The 16,219-nt window shown below is 72.5% G+C and carries 15 protein-coding genes; 3 read left to right on the forward strand and 12 right to left on the reverse strand.

The features are described 5' to 3' along the window. Nucleotides 1-56: 56 nt before the first annotated feature. The 4 genes from hisH to hisD are packed head-to-tail and all read right to left on the reverse strand — an operon-like array spanning nt 57 to nt 3,809. Entirely contained in the window at nt 57-686 is a 630-nt protein-coding gene (gene hisH / locus GV155_RS11595; protein ID WP_268892603.1) for an imidazole glycerol phosphate synthase subunit HisH, read from the reverse strand. 41 nt (nt 687-727) lie between these two features. Further along, entirely contained in the window at nt 728-1,342 is a 615-nt protein-coding gene (gene hisB, locus GV155_RS11600) for an imidazoleglycerol-phosphate dehydratase HisB (protein ID WP_160008087.1), read from the reverse strand. After that, nucleotides 1,339-2,484: a histidinol-phosphate transaminase gene (locus GV155_RS11605; RefSeq protein WP_160008089.1), complete on the reverse strand. Its 1,146-nt coding sequence runs from the start codon at nt 2,482-2,484 to the stop codon at nt 1,339-1,341. Before GV155_RS11605 ends, hisB begins: the two co-directional genes overlap by 4 nt. Nucleotides 2,485-2,492: 8 nt before the next feature. Then, complete coding sequence (hisD, locus tag GV155_RS11610; protein WP_160008091.1) at nt 2,493-3,809, reverse strand: histidinol dehydrogenase; 1,317 nt, start codon at nt 3,807-3,809, stop codon at nt 2,493-2,495. Nucleotides 3,810-3,906: 97 nt separating this feature from the next. Here hisD and GV155_RS11615 point away from each other — a divergent pair, with 97 nt between their 5' ends. From GV155_RS11615 to GV155_RS11625, 3 genes are all read left to right on the forward strand, one after another. Beyond that, nucleotides 3,907-4,572 (forward strand): LON peptidase substrate-binding domain-containing protein, encoded by a 666-nt coding sequence (locus GV155_RS11615; RefSeq protein ID WP_160008093.1) that lies wholly within the window; start codon nt 3,907-3,909, stop codon nt 4,570-4,572. A 4-nt stretch (nt 4,573-4,576) separates the two neighbouring features. Beyond that, entirely contained in the window at nt 4,577-5,086 is a 510-nt protein-coding gene (ybaK, locus tag GV155_RS11620) for a Cys-tRNA(Pro) deacylase (protein ID WP_160008095.1), read from the forward strand. Between the two features lie 539 nt (nt 5,087-5,625). Further along, entirely contained in the window at nt 5,626-6,897 is a 1,272-nt protein-coding gene (locus GV155_RS11625; RefSeq protein ID WP_160008097.1) for an HNH endonuclease signature motif containing protein, read from the forward strand. A gap of 284 nt (nt 6,898-7,181) precedes the next feature. Here the strand turns inward: GV155_RS11625 and GV155_RS11630 are convergent, their stop codons facing one another. The 8 genes from GV155_RS11630 to GV155_RS20730 all read right to left on the reverse strand — a co-directional run. Further along, on the reverse strand, nt 7,182-8,852 hold the full coding sequence (locus GV155_RS11630) for a DUF3352 domain-containing protein (RefSeq protein ID WP_160008099.1): 1,671 nt from the start codon (nt 8,850-8,852) through the stop codon (nt 7,182-7,184). A gap of 77 nt (nt 8,853-8,929) precedes the next feature. Continuing rightward, nucleotides 8,930-9,451 (reverse strand): hypothetical protein, encoded by a 522-nt coding sequence (locus GV155_RS11635; RefSeq protein ID WP_160008101.1) that lies wholly within the window; start codon nt 9,449-9,451, stop codon nt 8,930-8,932. Continuing rightward, nucleotides 9,448-13,005, reverse strand: coding sequence for a DNA polymerase III subunit alpha (dnaE, locus tag GV155_RS11640; RefSeq protein ID WP_160008103.1), 3,558 nt, complete (start codon nt 13,003-13,005; stop codon nt 9,448-9,450). The genes GV155_RS11635 and dnaE overlap by 4 nt, the downstream gene beginning before the upstream one ends. 85 nt (nt 13,006-13,090) lie before the next feature. Beyond that, nucleotides 13,091-13,591 carry a GNAT family N-acetyltransferase gene (locus GV155_RS11645; protein WP_236554274.1) on the reverse strand — a complete coding sequence of 167 codons (501 nt, stop codon included), beginning with the start codon at nt 13,589-13,591 and terminating at the stop codon, nt 13,091-13,093. Continuing rightward, nucleotides 13,588-14,526: an RluA family pseudouridine synthase gene (locus tag GV155_RS11650; RefSeq protein ID WP_160008105.1), complete on the reverse strand. Its 939-nt coding sequence runs from the start codon at nt 14,524-14,526 to the stop codon at nt 13,588-13,590. The genes GV155_RS11645 and GV155_RS11650 overlap by 4 nt, the downstream gene beginning before the upstream one ends. Further along, nucleotides 14,523-15,062, reverse strand: coding sequence for a signal peptidase II (lspA, locus tag GV155_RS11655; RefSeq protein ID WP_236554275.1), 540 nt, complete (start codon nt 15,060-15,062; stop codon nt 14,523-14,525). Before lspA ends, GV155_RS11650 begins: the two co-directional genes overlap by 4 nt. A 26-nt stretch (nt 15,063-15,088) precedes the next feature. Then, nucleotides 15,089-15,541 (reverse strand): TraR/DksA family transcriptional regulator, encoded by a 453-nt coding sequence (locus tag GV155_RS11660; RefSeq protein WP_160008109.1) that lies wholly within the window; start codon nt 15,539-15,541, stop codon nt 15,089-15,091. Between the two features lie 184 nt (nt 15,542-15,725). Next, a partial coding sequence (locus GV155_RS20730) for a DivIVA domain-containing protein (RefSeq protein ID WP_236554276.1) occupies nt 15,726-16,219 on the reverse strand: 494 nt, incomplete at its 5' end.

Below are 16,219 nucleotides of genomic sequence, written 5' to 3' on the forward strand. Positions count from 1 at the left end.
GGTCAGGGTCTGCGGTCGTACGGGCGGGGGTGCGGGTGGGCCGCTCGGCCGGCGGCTCAGAGCGCGCGGACCCAGTTGCGCAGCAGCGCGGCGCCGGCGTCACCGGACTTCTCGGGGTGGAACTGGGTCGCCGACAGCGGTCCGTTCTCGACGGCGGCGACGAACCGGTCCCCGCCGTGCTCGGCCCAGTGCACCAGCGGCGCGCGGGTGCGGTCGTTGGTGCGCAGCGTCCAGTCGCGCACGCCGTAGGAGTGCACGAAGTAGAAGTGCTGGTCCTCGATGCCCTCGAAGAGGGTGGTGGCGGTCTGCGGCGACTGCTCGACCTCGACGGTGTTCCACCCCATGTGCGGCACGACGGGCGCCTGCAGCCGCTCGACGACGCCGGGCCACTCGTCGCAGCCCTCGGTCTCGACGCCGTGCTCGATGCCGCGCTCGAAGAGCACCTGCATCCCGACGCAGATGCCGAGCACCGGCCGTCCCCCGGCCAGACGGCGGCCGATCGCACGCTCGCCCTTGATCGCGCGGAGGCCCGCCATGCACGCGGCGTACGCCCCGACCCCGGGCACGACGAGGCCGTCGGCCTCCTGGGCGGTGGGGAGGTCCGCGGTGAGGGTCACCGAGGCGCCGGCCCGCTCCATCGCGCGCACCGCGGAGCGCAGGTTGCCCGAGCCGTAGTCGAGCACCACGACCTCGGGGCGCCCGCCGGAGTCGGTGGCGCCGGTGGCGCTCAGAGCGCGCCCTTGGTCGAGGGCACGCCGCTCTCGCGGGGGTCGATCGCGACGGCGTCGCGGAAGGCCCGGGCGAAGGCCTTGAACTGGGTCTCCACGAGGTGGTGCGGCTCGCGGCCGGCCAGCACCCGCACGTGCAGCGCGAGGTGGCCGTGGAAGGCGATCGTCTCGAAGACGTGCTGGGTCAGCGAGCCGAGGTAGGCCACGCCCCCTCCCCCGCCGCCGAGGGAGACGTACTGCTGTCCCTCGGGCTCGCCGGTGTGCACGCAGTACGGCCGCCCGGAGACGTCGACGACGGCCTGCACGAGCGCCTCGTCGAGCGGGACGGTGGCGTCGCCGAACCGGCGGATGCCGCGCTTGTCGCCGAGCGCCTCGCGCAGCGCCTGGCCGAGCACGATCGCGGTGTCCTCGACGGTGTGGTGGGCGTCGATGTGCGTGTCGCCCTCGCTGTGCACCGTCAGGTCGACCAGGGCGTGCCGGGCGAAGGAGATCAGCATGTGGTCGTAGAAGCCGACCCCCGTACGGACGTCGTGGCGCCCGGAGCCGTCGAGATCGACCTCGACGAGCACCTTGGACTCGCTGGTCTGGCGCTCGAGGCGCGCGGTCCTGCTCATGCCGGGACTCCTTGGTCGGTGCTGGTGTCGGTGGGACGGTCGGCGAGGCGGTCGAGGGAGGTCAGGAGGGCGTCGCGGAAGGCGGCCATCTCCTCGGGGGTGCCGATGGACACGCGCAGCCAGCCGTCGGGGCCGGTCTCGCGGATCAGCACGCCCTGGTCGACCAGGTCCTGCCACAGGGCGTGGCGGTCGGCGAAGGTGCCGAAGAGCACGAAGTTGGCGTCGCTGTCGGCCACCGTCAGCCCCTGCGCGCGCAGCCAGTCGACGCACGCGTCCCGCTCGCGGCGCAGGTCGTCGACCCTGCCAAGGAGCTCGGGGGCGTGGCGCAGCGCGGCGAGCGCGACGGCCTGGGTGACCGCGGAGAGGTGGTACGGCAGCCGCACCACCCGGATCGCGTCGCAGATCGCCGGGTCGGCCGCGAGGTAGCCCACCCGGCCGCCGGCCAGCGCGAAGGCCTTGCTCATGGTGCGGGTGACCACCAGGTTGCGGTGCTCGGGCAGCAGCTCGAGCGCGCTGGGCGTGCCCTCGCGGCGGAACTCGGTGTAGGCCTCGTCGACCACGACCAGCCCGTCCCCCGCGGCCGCGCAGAGCATCCCGACGGCCTCGGGCGGCAGGGCCGTGCCGGTGGGGTTGTTCGGGCTGGGCAGCAGCACCACCGAGGGCCGCTCGCGCTCGACGGTCTCCCGGGCGTGGTCGAGGTCGAGGGTGAAGTCCTCGGCCCGGTGGCCCTGGACCCAGTCGGTGGAGGTGTCGCGGGCGTACTCGGGGTACATCGAGTAGGTCGGCGCGAAGCTGAGCGCGCGCCGCCCCGGGCCGCCGAAGGCCTGGAGCAGCTGCAGCATGACCTCGTTGGACCCGTTGGCGGCCCAGACCTGCTCGACGCCGACCTCGAAGCCGCGTGTGGGCAGGGTGTCGCGGGAGAGGTAGGCCGCCAGCGCGGTGCGCAGCGCGACGTGCTCCCGGTCGGGGTAGCGGTTGAGCGTGGTGGTGGCCTCGCGGACCGCGGCCGCGACGTCGTCGGCGCACGCCGCGGAGGGCCCGTACGGGTTCTCGTTGGTGTTGAGCGCGACCGGCACGTCGAGCTGCGGCGCGCCGTACGGCTCGATCCCGCGGAGCTCCTCGCGGATCGGGGGGAAGGTCACGGCCCCGCCTACCTGTCGAAGCGGACGCGGACGGCCGCGCCGTGTCCGGGCAGGTCCTCGGCCTCGGCCAGGGTGACGACGTGGTCGGCCACCTCGGCCAGCGCCTCGCGGGAGTAGTCCACGACGTGCACGGAGCGGGTGAAGGCCCGCACCGACAGCCCGGAGGAGTGACAGGCGCAGCCCCCGGTGGGCAGGACGTGGTTGGAGCCGGCGCAGTAGTCGCCGAGCGAGACCGGCGCGTGCGGGCCGACGAAGATCGCGCCGGCGTTGGTGACCCGGGCGGCCCAGGCGGCGGCGTCCTCGGTCTGGATCTCGAGGTGCTCCGCGGCGTGGGCGTCGACGACGGCGAGCCCCTGCTCGAGGTCGTCGACCAGCACGACCGCCGACTGCACGCCGGTGAGCGCCGTACGCACGCGCTCGACGTGGCGGGTGGCGAAGACCTGATTGTCCAGCTCGACCTCGACCTCGTCGGCCAGGCGCACCGACGGAGTGACCAGCACCGCGGAGGCCAGCGGGTCGTGCTCGGCCTGGCTGACCAGGTCCGCGGCGACGTACGCGGCGTCGGCGGTGTCGTCGGCCAGGATGCCGATCTCGGTGGGGCCGGCCTCGGAGTCGATGCCGACCAGGCCCTTGAGCAGGCGCTTGGCGGTGACGGTGTAGATGTTGCCGGGCCCGGTCACGAAGTCGACCCGGGCGCAGGGGCCGGTGCCGTAGGCGAACATCGCGATCGCCTGGGCGCCGCCGACGGTGTAGACCTCGTCGACGCCGAGCAGCGCGCACGCCGCGAGGATCGTGGGGTGCACGCTCCCCCCGAACTCCTTCTGCGGCGGGGAGGCCAGGGCGATCGAGCGCACGCCCGCGACCTGGGCGGGCACCACGTTCATCAGCACGCTGGAGACCAGTGGCGCGATGCCGCCGGGGACGTAGAGGCCGACCCGGTTCATCGGGACCTTGCGGTGCGTGACCCGGGCGCCGGGGCCGAGGTCGGTGACGGCGTCGGTCTCGAGCTCGGCCTCGCTGGTCAGCCGCAGGCGTCGGATCGACTCCTCGAGGCCGGCGCGGATCGCGGGGTCGAGGTCGTCCAGGGCGGCCTGCGCCGCGCCGGCCGGGACCCGGATGTCGTCGGGGCGGACGCCGTCGAAGCGCTCGCAGTAGTCGAGCACCGCCTCCAGGCCCCCGGTGCGGACGCCCTCGCAGATGGCGTGCACGGCGGGCACGGCGGCCTCGACGTCGAAGTCGGCGCGCGGCACGGCGGTCCGGTAGTCGAACGGCTCGCCGGACGCGCGGCCCGTGGTGGCGCTGCGCAGGTCGATGCGGCGGATCATGGCCCTGAGTCTACGGTCGCCGGCCCCCACCCGCCGCACCGGCGGTGGGGGCCGGACGGCCCGTCGCGGGGGTGGGCGGCACGGGTAGGTTCGACGCGTGTCCCCCACGCTCCCGATGTTCCCGCTGGGCTCGGTGATCTACCCCGGCCTGCAGGTCCCGCTGACCGTGTTCGAGGACCGCTACCGGGCCCTGGTCCACCACCTGATGCGGATCGAGGACCCGACCGAGCGCTTCTTCGGCTCCGTGGCCATCCGCGAGGGCTACGAGGTGGGCGACCACGGCGCGCAGTCGCTCTACCGGGTGGGCTGCCGGGTCCGGCTGACCGACGTCGAGCCGCACCCCGACGGCACCTTCGACGTGGTCGCGGTCGGGGTCGACCGGTTCGAGCTGCAGCACCTCGACACGACCGGCGAGTTCCCGGTGGGCCACGTCGTGGACCGCCCCGAGGGCACCGGCCCCGTGGCCGACGAGCAGCTGGTCCGCGCCCGGGCGGTCTTCACCGCCTACCGCGAGGCGCTCTCGCAGATCCGCAGCGACCCGTACGAGGGCACGCTCCCCCGCGACGCGACCTACCTCTCCTGGACGCTGGCGGCGTGTGCGCCGCTGCCGCTCTCGGAGCGGCAGGCGCTGCTCGAGGCCGAGGACACCGCGGACCGCCTGACGATGGTGACCGACCTGCTGCGCTCGGAGCTGCGCGCGATGAACGTGATCCCCTCGCTGCCGGCCACCGACGTGGCCCGCACCCGCTGGTCGCCCAACTAGGCCCGTGGCGCGCAGGCAGGGCGGGCGCACGGGCAGGGGCACGGGCGGGGGCACCCCGGCGACCGTCGTGCTCGACGCCGCGGGGGTCGAGCACACATTGCACCCCTACGAGCACGACCCTCGCGCCGCCTCCTACGGGCTCGAGGCCGCGGACGCGCTCGGGCTGGACCCCGCCGTCGTGCTGAAGACGCTCGTCGCCGAGGCCGACGGGGTGCTGGTCGTCGCGGTCGTCCCGGTGACCGGCGAGCTCGACCTGAAGGCGCTGGCCCGGGCGGTCGGTGCCTCCCGCGCCCGGATGGCCGACCCGGCCGCCGCCGAGCGCAGCTCGGGGTACGTCCGCGGCGGCATCTCCCCCCTCGGCCAGCGCCGCCGCCTTCGGACCGTCGTCGACGCCTCCGCGCTCGACCACGACCGGGTCTACGTCTCGGCCGGCCGCCGAGGCCTGGACGTCGGGCTCGCCCCGGCCGACCTGGTCCGGCTCACCGACGCCACCGTGGCCCCGGTCGGCCGCTGACGCGCGAACGAAGCGACCCCGGCGGTCGAGGAGCGGCCGCAGGCACCCCGGTGGTCGAGGAACAAGCGCAACTCCCGGTGGTCGAGGAGCGAGCGAAGCGAGCGTCACGAGACCAGAACGCCGGTGGTCGAGGAGCGAGCGAAGCGAGCGTCACGAGACCAGAACGCCGGTGGTCGAGGAGCGAGCGAAGCGAGCGTCACGAGACCCAGAACGCCGGTGGTCGAGAAGCGAGCGCAGCGAGCGTCACGAGACCCAGAACCCCGGTGGTCGAGAAGCGAGCGCAGCGAGCGTCACGAGACCCAGAACCCCGGTGGTCGAGGAGAGAGCGCAGCGAGCGTCACGAGACCCAGAACCCCGGTGGTCGAGGAGCGAACCCAGCACCCCCGGTGGTCGAGGAGCGAGCGAAGCGAGCGTCACGAGACCCTCGCTGCTGCTGTTACTGAACGTTTGATCGAATGTAGACGCCACGGTTGTGCATAACCGCCTCTGACCTGTGGAAACAGGCCAGGACTGTCGGCGGCGAGTGCTTGGATTGATCCATGGCCACCACCGAGGACACCACCACCGGGCACCCCGTGCCCGGTGCTGTCCGCGCACTCTCGGCCTCGGTCACAGCGTTGGCGGAGCGCCCGCTGTTCGCGTTGGATGCCGCGACCATCCGCGACACCATCCAGGCGCTGGCGGTCCTTGAATCGAAGGTCACCTCCCTCAAGCTCGCCGTCCTCGCCCACGCCGAAGAGGTCCAGGTCGGCTCCGACACCGGCTGCACCTCGACCGGCGTGTGGGCCGCCAACGCCACCCGGTCCCGCAAGAACGTCACCACCGTCCAAGTGAAGCTCGCGACCGCGTTGGAGTCCCGGTGGCACCGGGTGCGCGACGCGCTCGCTGCCGGGGTGATGAACCCCGACCAGGTCCGCGTCGTGGTCAACGCGTTGGAGGACCTCCCCGAGGACCTCGACGCAGCCCTGCTCATCCAGGCCGAAGAGACACTGGTCGCGTACGCGGCCGACTTCGACCCCACCGCGCTCCAGCAGCTCGGAACCCACATCCTGACCCTGATCGCACCCGAGGTCGGCGAGGAGATCGACCGCATACGCCTCAAAGCCGCTGAGGCGAAAGCGGCGCAGAAACGCCGGTTGACGCTGTCCTTCGACGGCCACGGATCAGCCCACGGCCGGTTCACCATCCCCGAGGTCCAAGGCAAGATGCTCCAGAAGCTCCTCCACGGGTTCGCTGCGCCCGGCCACGTCAACTGCACCCCCGATGAGTCCGGGGAGAAGCGGGAATGGACCAAAGGTCGCCCGGGTCCGCAGAAGCTCGGGGAAGCGTTCTGCGAACTCATCGAGAACTACCCCCGCCATAACGCCCCCAAGCTCGGACGCACCGACGGCACCTTCATCGCCACCACCACCTTCGACCTCCTGACAACCGCCCTCGGGACCGCCACCCTCGACGACGGCACACCGATGACCGCCGCCCAAGCCATGCGGCTGGCATGTGAGGCCCGGATCATCCCCGTGGTCCTCGGCGGCAACGGTGAGGTCCTCCACCAAGGCAAGGCCCGACGCAAGTACACCGCCGCACAGACCTACGCGATGCACGCCCGGGACAAGTCCTGCACCGCCAAGGGGTGCGACTGGCCACCGGGGCTGTGCCACACCCACCACGACACCATGTTCTCCAAAGGTGGGAAGACAGACATCGAGGACGGGCGCCTGCTCTGTCCCCACCACCACGCCCGCGCCCACGACCCCGCCTACGACATGACCATCCACGCCGACAACAAGGTCACCTTCCACCGCAGGACATAGGCCGACCCGTTCTGCGTACCGGGTCTCGTGACGCTCGCTACGCTCGCTCCTCGACCACCGGGGCTGCGCGGGTCTCGTGACGCTCGCTGCGCTCGCTCCTCGACCACCGGGGCTGCGCGCCCTCGACCACCGGGCCGGGTCTCGTGACGCTCGCTTCGCTCGCTCCTCGACCACCGGGGACGCTGCGCTCGCTCCTCGACCACCGGGAGGGACGCACGCCGGCCCACCGGTGCGTCCCGGGTGAGGGACGTCGGTGGGCCGGTGGTGCAGCGGGTGGAGCGGGGTCAGTCGGTGGTGAGGCGCACCACGGTGTGGGAGACCTCGTCGTCGGCGTAGGCCGAGACACCCAGCCCAGCGAGCGGGGCGAGGTTCTCGGTGACCATCGGGTCGCCGCCGGCGAGCTCGTCGGCGACGTCGTCGAGCCCGTCGAAGTTCACGAAGAACACCACGCCGGCCTCGTCGGCGTCCGGGACGACGTCCTCGAAGACCTCGGACCCGCCGAGCCCGCCGTCGCCGACGACGTCGGCGCGGTAGTCGGCGTTCGGCCCGACGACCAGGGCGTCACCCTCGGCGTCGCTGGCCAGGAAGGCGTCCGCGGCGGGCTCCCCGCCGGCGGCCGTGCGCAGCTTCTCCAGCACCTGCTCGATCTCGTCGGGCTCGCCCTGGACCTTGACGGCCACGGGGAGGGCGGAGAGGTCCTCGCTGGCGAAGACCGAGGCCAGGTCGGCGCCACTGCCGAGCGAGACGGTGGCGGAGTCGCCGAAGAGGGTCTCGACGTCCTCCGGCAGGGTCAGGCCGGTCGCCTCCTCGGCGGCCTCGAGCTGGTCGCTGACCGTGCTGCCCCCGTCGGAGATGACCTCGTCTGCGTAGGCCACGAGCTCCTCGAACCACCCGTCCTGGAACCCGACGCCGAACGCGGCGACGGTGTCCTCGGGCAGCGACGACATGGCCGAGGCACCCTGGTCGTTGCCGAGCACCGCCGCGGCCGGCGACGCGCCGCCGTCGACCGCGGTCTCGACCTCCACGGCGCCGTCGGAGAAGCGCACGGTCATCGCCGCGCCCTCGAAGTCGGCCAGCGCCTCGGTGAGCTGGGGCGGGACGCTGGGCGTCGCCGCCAGCGCGGACGGGTCTGCAGCAGGGTCGGACATCGGGTCGCCGAGGGCCTCGGCCGGGATCGCGCCACCCTCCTCGGCCAGCTTCGCCAACAGCGGTCCGGCCTCGGGGGCGAGGTAGCCCGAGATCACGCCCGGGTCCCCGGCCTCCTCCATCCAGCGGGTGAAGTCCTCGTCGTCGGCCAGGGAGGCCTCCCCCGTCTGGGCCAGCACCGCCTCGGCGGTGTCGTCGTCCTCGGCGAGCAGCGCCCAGTCGCCGTCGACGGCCAGGCCGCCCTCGCCGTCGGCGCACTCCTCGATGGCCGAGCCCAGGGCGGACTCCGCCTCGCCGGCGTCCGAGACCTGCATCACCACGACCGGTGAGGGCGTCTCCTCGCCGAGGTCGACGGCCGCGACCGCGAACCGCTCGCCGATCCACGGGGCGACGTCGTCGTCGTAGTCGAGGCCGCAGTCGTTCTCGGCCAGCACCTCCTCACCGATCACGCGGCGGAGGTCGTCCTCGGAGTCGATGTCGACCTCGTCGGTGAACGCGGGGAACTTCTCCAGGGTCCGCAGCGCCTCGAGCTTCTGCTCGCCGCTCGGGTCGAGGTCGACCGAGAGGTAGCCCACGGTGCTCGCGGGCAGCGCCTGGGCGGCCTGGTCACCGGTGCCGAAGAAGCTCATCGCGGCCCAGGCGCCGCCGCCGGCGATCGCCAGCACGGCGACGCCGCCGACGCCGAGGACGGCCAGCTTCTTGCGGCCGCCCGAGGAACGGGTCGGTGCCACCGGGCTGCCGGCGCCCTGCTCGAGCGTCTCGCCGTGCGGCGGGGTGGGATTGTCGGAGGGCGGCGGGGTGCTGGACACGAGGTGCTCCCGGGCGGGTCGGTGACGGGCGGTGCGCACGACCTGCACCGGTGGCAGGACGCGCTGGTCCCGAGAGGCTACCGAGCCGGGGGTGCCTGCGGAGCGCTCTTGTCGCGACCGGCGTCGGGCGAGACGAAGAACACCGCTGCCAGACCGGCCAGCGCGGCGGCCGGCAGGGTCAGGAACGGGGTCGCCCCGGCCACCGTCAGCGCCCCCGGGACGCTGGTCCCGTCGGGCGCGTCCGCCGCCACCGCGACCGGGTCCGCCGGCCCCAGCCAGGTGCCGACCTGCCACATCACGTAGGCCGCCACCGCGCCACCCAGCACGACCGCGAGCAGTGTCAGGAGCTCCCGGCGGGTCCCCACCAGTGCGGCGAGCACACCGAGCAGGAGCCCGCCGACGGCGGCCACCAGGACGTACGAGCTGGTGCCCCGCGTCTGCAGCGACAGCGCCCGCTCGTCGAGCGGGAACCACTGGCCGCCCTGGACCGTGCCCGGTGGAGGTGTCCAGACCAGCTGGGACCAGAGGACCCCCAGGAGGGCGCCGGCGACCACCAGGCCGACCAGGACCACGAGGGGGCGCCACGCGTCGCGCCTCATCCGGTCAGGCACCCCGGCCCGAGCAGCGCCTTGAGGTCGGCGAAGAGCGCCGAGCTCGGCGTCACGCGGAGCCGGTCGTCGAGCCGCATCACGGTCGTGGCCTCCCGGGTCAGCAGCCGCAGGCGCACCTCGGTCATCCCGGGGTGGGTGCCCAGGACGTCGCGCAGCTGCTCGACCACGGGGCCGGTGCAGCGCGTGGAGGGCATCGAGATCACCACGGGCCCGGCCGGGCCGTCGTCCAGGTCGGGGACGCTGACCTCCTGCCCGTGCAGCTCGGGCTGGTCCTTGCTGCGCGAGAGCCGCCCGCGGACGGTGAGGATCGCGTCCTGGACGAGGTGGGGGCTGGCCAGCTGGTAGGAGCTGGGGAACAGCAGGACCTCGATCGCGCCGTCGAGGTCCTCCAGCGTGATCATCGCCCAGGCGTCGCCCTTCTTGGTGATCTTGCGCTGGACCGCGGTGACCAGACCGCTGACGGTGACCGTCGAGCCGTCGGCGCGCTCCTCGTCGAGCATCAGCTGGCCGATCGAGCAGTCCGCGCCGCGCTGCAGCACGTGCTCGAGCCCGAGCAGCGGGTGGTCGGAGACGTACAGCCCGAGCATGTCGCGCTCGTGGCCGAGCAGCGTCATCTTGTCCCACTCGTCGATGTCGGGCAGCGCGACGCTGACCCCGAACCCACCGTCGGCGTCGTCGAGGCCCCCGAACAGCGAGTCCTGCCCGATCGCCTCGTTGCGCTTGATGTCGACGTACTGGTCGACCGCGCCCTCGTGGACCGCGACCAGGGCGCGCCGCTTGTGCTTCATCTCGTCGAAGGCGCCGGCCTTGACCAGCGACTCGATGACGCGCTTGTTGCACACGTGCAGCGGGACCTTGTCGAGGAAGTCGGCGAAGTCGGCGTAGCGACCCTTCTCCTCGCGGCCGGCGACGATCCCGTCGACGACGTTGGCGCCGACGTTGCGCACCGCGGTCAGCCCGAAGCGGACGTCGGTGCCGACCGGGGTGAAGTCGTGCGCCGACTCGTTGACGTCGGGCGGGAGCACCTGGATCTTCATCCGGCGACACTCGTTGAGGTAGATCGCGGACTTGTCCTTGTCGGACTGCGTCGAGGTCAGCAGGGCGGCCATGTACTCGGCCGGGTAGTGCGCCTTGAGGTAGGCCGTCCAGTACGACACGACGCCGTAGGCCGCCGAGTGCGCCTTGTTGAAGGCGTAGTCGGAGAACGGCAGCAGGATGTCCCACAGCGTCTTCACCGCGGCCATCGAATAGCCGCGCTCGGTCATGCCCGCGGAGAAGCCGGCGAACTGCTTGTCCAGCTCGGCCTTCTTCTTCTTGCCCATCGCGCGGCGCAGGATGTCGGCCTGGCCGAGGCTGTAGCCCGCGAGCTTCTGGGCGATCGCCATCACCTGCTCCTGGTAGACGATCAGGCCGTACGTCTCCCCCAGGATGTCGGCGAGCGGCTCGGCGAGCTCGGGGTGGATGGGGTCCACCGGCTCGCGGCCGTTCTTGCGGCGGGCGTACTTGTTGTGGGAGTCGGCGCCCATCGGGCCCGGGCGGTAGAGCGCGCCGACGGCCGAGATGTCCTCGAACGCGTCCGGCTTCATGCTGCGCAGCAGCGCGCGCATCGGGCCGCCGTCGAGCTGGAAGACCCCGAGGGTGTCGCCGCGCTGCAGCAGCTCGTAGGTGAGCGGGTCGGTCAGCGGGAGGTCCTCCAGGACGACCTCCTCGCCGCGGTTGGCACGGATGTTCTTGACCGCGTCGTCGAGGACGGTGAGGTTGCGCAGCCCCAGGAAGTCCATCTTGATCAGCCCGAGCGCCTCGCACGTCGGGTAGTCGAACTGCGTGATCATCGCGCCGTCGGCTGGACGGCGCAGCAGCGGGATGACGTCGGCCAGCGGCTCGCTGGACATCAGCACCCCGGCGGCGTGCACTCCCCACTGGCGCTTGAGGCCCTCGATGCCGATGGCGGTGTCGACCACGCGCTTGACGTCCTGGTCGGCCTCGTAGAGCGAGCGGAACTCGCCGCCCTCGGAGTAACGGTTGTGCGCCGGGTCGAAGACCTCGGTCAGCGGGACGTCCTTGCCCATCACCGCGGCCGGCATCGCCTTGGTGATCCGGTCGCCCATCGCGAAGGGGTAGCCGAGGATCCGGCTGGAGTCCTTGACGGCCTGCTTGGCCTTGATGGTGCCGTAGGTGACGATGTAGGAGACCCGGTCGTCGCCGTACTTGTCGGTGACGTAGCGGATCACCTCGCCCCGGCGACGCTCGTCGAAGTCGATGTCGAAGTCGGGCATCGAGACGCGGTCGGGGTTGAGGAAGCGCTCGAAGATCAGGCCGTGCACGAGCGGGTCGAGGTCGGTGATCCGCATCGCGTACGCCACCATCGAGCCCGCGCCGGACCCGCGGCCGGGGCCGACCCGGATCCCGTGGTCCTTGGCCCAGTTGATGAAGTCGGCGACCACCAGGAAGTAGCCGGGGAACCCCATCTGGGTGATGACGCCGATCTCGAACTCGGCCTGCTTGCGCGAGGCGTCGGGCACGCCCGCGGGGTAGCGCGCGGCGAGCCCCCGCTCGACCTCCTTGACCAGCCAGGAGTCCTCGTTCTCCCCCGCCGGGCAGGGGAAGCGGGGCATGAACGTCCCGTTGCCCTCGGTGAAGGAGACGTCGCAGCGCTCGGCGATCAGCAGCGTGTTGTCGCAGGCCTCGCGCAGGTCGTACTTGTCGGCCCACAACGAGCGCATCTCGGCCGCGGACTTCAGGTAGTAGCCGTTGCCGGAGAAGGCGAACCGCTGCCCGGGGCCGTCGCCGGCGGGGATGTCCATCGTCGAGCCGGAGTTGATGCACAGCAGGTGCTCCTGCGAGAGGGAGTCCTCCTGCATCACGTAATGCGAGTCGTTGGTGGCCAGGAACGGGATCTTGAGGTCCCGGCCCAGGCGCAGCAGGCCGTCCCGGACGCGGTTCTCGATGGACAGGCCGTGGTCCATCAGCTCGAGGAAGTAGTTCTCCTTGCCGAGGATGTCCTGGTACTCGGCGGCGACCTGGCGGGCGGCGTCGTAGTTGCCGTAGCGCAGGTGCACCTGCACCTCGCCCGAGGGGCAGCCGGTGGTGCCGATGATGCCCTTGCCGTGCCGGCTCAGGAGCTCCTTGTCCATCCGGGGCTGCTTGAAGAAGCCCTCGCGCCAGGCGCCGGTGGTGAGCCGGAACAGGTTGTGCATGCCCTCGGTCGACTCCGAGAGCAGCGTCATGTGCGTGTAGGCACCGCGCGCCGAGACGTCGTCGGGCCCGCCGTCGTAGAGGTTGACCCCGCGCCGCTCCTGGCGCGGGATGCCCGGGGTGAAGTAGGCCTCGATGCCGATGATCGGCTTGACCCCGGCGGCCTTGGCCTTGGAGTAGAACTCGTAGGCGCCGAAGACGTTGCCGTGGTCGGTCATCGCGACCGCGGGCATCCCGAGCTCGGCGGCCCGCTCGGTCAGCTGGGTCAGCCGTGCGGCGCCGTCCAGCATCGAGTACTCGGTGTGGACGTGGAGGTGGACGAAGGAGTCCCCGGATCCGCTCGTCATTAGTGGCGTGGTGCTCCTCACCGGGTCGTCAAGGCGTGCTGCGAGCGTCGCGACCGGACCGGTCGGGCACCGCTGGGGAAGACGGTCAGCCTAGTTCACCACGCGGCGCCGACAGCCCCGGGACCGCGGGCGGGCCCGCCCACCGCAGGCGTACGTCCGGCTCCTGCTCCTCGTTGCCCGACCCGTCGGTCGAGCCCACCTCCACCAGCCCGTGGCGGCGGTAGAACGCCCGCGCCGGGGCGTTGGAGGCGAAGACCCACAGGTCGAAGCCGTCCGGCCGCACGGCCCGGGCGAGGTCCAGCAGCGCGCTGCCGACACCCTGGCCCTGGTGGGCCGGGTCGACGTAGAGGTCGTCGAGCCAGGTGGGGGTGAGCAGGGCGTACCCGACGAGCCGGTCGCCGGTCTCGGCCAGCCACAGGTCGCGCGCGGTGAGGTCGGTGCGCGCGAGGTGGGCGCGCACGGCGTCGTCGTCGTGCACCGGGGGCGGCATCGCCGGCACCGCGGCCCGGCGCGCCCGCAGGTGCACCTCGGCCACCGCGGCCAGGTCACCGGTCGTGCCGGGGCGCAGGACCAGGTCGGGGCTCACAGCCCGCCGCGGACCACGTCCAGGGCACTTTCCAGGTCGGCGGGGTACTCGGTCGCGTACTCGACCTGCTCCCCCGTCGCCGGGTGCTCGAAACCGAGGCGGACGGCGTGCAGCCACTGCCGGCGCAGGCCGAGCCGCTGGGCGAGGACCGGGTCGGCGCCGTAGGTGAGGTCACCGACGCACGGGTGCTTCAACGCCGACATGTGCACCCGGATCTGGTGCGTGCGGCCGGTCTCGAGGTGGACCTCGAGCAGGCTGGCGAAGCGGTGGGCCTCGAGCGTCTCGTAGTGCGTCACGCTCGGACGGCCGTCGGCCACCACGGCGAAGCGGTGGTCCGAGGTGCCGGGGTGCCGCCCGATCGGGGCGTCGACGGTGCCCTCGAGCGGGTCGGGGTAGCCCTGGACCAGCGCGTGGTAGGTCTTGTCGACGGTGCGCTCACGGAAGGCGTTCTTCAGCAGGGAGTACGCGCGCTCGCTCTTGGCGATCACCATCACGCCCGAGGTCCCGACGTCGAGGCGCTGGACGATGCCCTGGCGCTCCGACGCACCGCTGGTGGCGATCCGGAAGCCCGCGCCGGCCAGGTGCCCCACCACGGTGGGACCGCTCCAGCCCGGGCTCGGGTGCACCGCCACGCCGACCGGCTTGTCGATCACCACGATCTCGTCGTCGTCGTGGACGATCCCGATCCCCTCGACGATCTCCGGCACCACCAGCAGGGGGTCGTGCTCGACCGGGAAGGTGACCTCGAGCCGGGCGCCGCCCAGGACCCGGTCGCTCTTGGCGGCGGAGCCGCCGTCGAGCTCGACCAGGCCGCGGGCGATCAGGTCGGCGGCCCGGCTGCGCGAGACGCCGAACAGCTGGGCCATGACGGCGTCGACGCGCTCGCCCTCGAGGCTGTCGGGCACGTCGAGCGTGCGGTGGTCGGCGGTGCTCACGCGACCCCGTCCCGGTCCCGGTCCCCGGAGTCGACCGGTGCGCCGTCGACGCGGACGTTGCGGAACGCCTGGACCAGGATCAGCCCGGCGGCGACGTTGATGGCGATGTCGGCCAGGTTGAACACCGGCCAGCTCGGCAGCTGCAGGAAGTCGATGACGTGCCCGCGCAGCGGGGACGGCTCGCGCAGCACCCGGTCGGTCAGGTTGCCGACGACCCCGGCCAGCAGCAGACCGAGCGCGGTGGCCCACACCAGGCTGCCCACGCGACGCGAGACCCACAGCACGACCAGCGTGGCGAGGATCGCGAAGCAGCTGAGGGCGACGGTGTACTCGGTGCCCGTGCTGAACGCGGCACCCGGGTTGCGCACCAGGGTCAGGTTCAGCACCCCGTCGACGACGGTCACGTCGCCGTCGCTGAGCCGCGCCACGGCGAGGGCCTTGGTGACCTGATCGGCGGCGTACCAGACGCTCGCCAGGGAGACGAGCAGCACCACCGACGCGACGCGTCGTCGGGGCGAGGGCACGGTGGTCGGCACGGGGCCCGGGGACCCCTGCTCGTCGCTCAGCGACGTTCCTCGCGCTGCTTGCATGTCAGGCAGAGTGTCGCACGCGGGAACGCCATCAGCCGCATCTTGCCGATGGCCTCGCCGCAGGACTCGCACCGCCCGTAGGTCCCGTCCTCGATGCGTGCCAGCGCCCGGTCGATCTGGGCCAGCTTGTCGCGCTCGTTGTTCAGGACGGTCAGCTCGTAGTCGCGCTCGAAGCTGGTCGCGCCCACGTCGGCCTGGTCGTGACCGGCGCCGTCGCCGGAGTCGCGCAGCAGCCCCTCGAGCTCCTCGGACTGGTCGTCGAGGATGCCCTGGCCGTGCTCGCGCTGCTGGTGCAGCTCGGAGAGGACCTCTTCGAGCTCGGCGGCGGTCCAGGCCTCCTCGCCCTCCTTCACCACGAGGTCGGCGACAGGTGCCTGCTGGGCCGCGGTGGCGGCCGAGGTCTTCTTCACGGGGACCAACTTCATCGTCGAGGGGCTGCGGGGTGACCGTGCACGTGGCCGCAGGTCGGCCCGGGCGATCGGCCCGGCCGCTCCCACGGCGCTGCAGGGAGATTATCGGGTGGTCCCTCACCCTCCAACCCGCGGGCGGACGCACCGGAGGCCGGCCCCGTGCGGGACCGGCCTCCGGTGGTGTCGTGCGGGGAGCTGCTCAGCTCTCGTCCTCGCCGAGGATCGAGCGGAGCCGCTTCGGCGGGGACTGGTCCTCCCCGGGCGCCTGGGAGTCCCCGGCACCGTCGAGGGACTCGAGCTGCTGGGCGAAGTAGCTCTTGAGCCGGGAGCGGTACTCGCGCTCGAAGGAGCGCAGGTTCTCCACCTCGGCGTTGAGCTTGTTCCGCTCCTTCTCGAGGTCGCCGAAGAGCTGGGTGCGGCGCTCGGCGGTCTCGGTGTCCAGCATCTCGGCGCGGGTGCGCGCCTCGGACTCGGTGCGGTCGGCCTTGGTCTTCGACTCGGACTCGAGGCGCTCGGCCTTGGTCCGGGCCTCGCCCACGATCTTGTCGGCCTCGTTCTTGGCCTCCTCGACGAGCTCGTCGGCGTTGCGCGTCGCGAGCTCGAGGAGCCGGGCCGCGGCGTTGGACGCCTCGGCGATGTTGGCCACGCGGGCCGTCTGGGCCGGCGGGGCGGCAGCCGCGGCCGGCACCGGGG

It is taken from the genome of Nocardioides sp. AX2bis, assembly GCF_902506435.1.
Lineage (GTDB): Bacteria > Actinomycetota > Actinomycetes > Propionibacteriales > Nocardioidaceae > Nocardioides.

What these genes read in the sequence shown, in the direction of transcription:
- hisB (WP_160008087.1), bottom strand. Translation starts at nt 1,342, where the DNA reads ATGAGCAGGACCGCGCGCCTCGAGCGCCAGACCAGCGAGTCCAAGGTG.
- hisD (WP_160008091.1), bottom strand. Translation starts at nt 3,809, where the DNA reads ATGATCCGCCGCATCGACCTGCGCAGCGCCACCACGGGCCGCGCGTCC.
- GV155_RS11625 (WP_160008097.1), top strand. Translation starts at nt 5,626, where the DNA reads ATGGCCACCACCGAGGACACCACCACCGGGCACCCCGTGCCCGGTGCT.
- GV155_RS11635 (WP_160008101.1), bottom strand. Translation starts at nt 9,451, where the DNA reads ATGAGGCGCGACGCGTGGCGCCCCCTCGTGGTCCTGGTCGGCCTGGTG.
- dnaE (WP_160008103.1), bottom strand. Translation starts at nt 13,005, where the DNA reads ATGACGAGCGGATCCGGGGACTCCTTCGTCCACCTCCACGTCCACACC.
- GV155_RS11660 (WP_160008109.1), bottom strand. Translation starts at nt 15,541, where the DNA reads ATGAAGTTGGTCCCCGTGAAGAAGACCTCGGCCGCCACCGCGGCCCAG.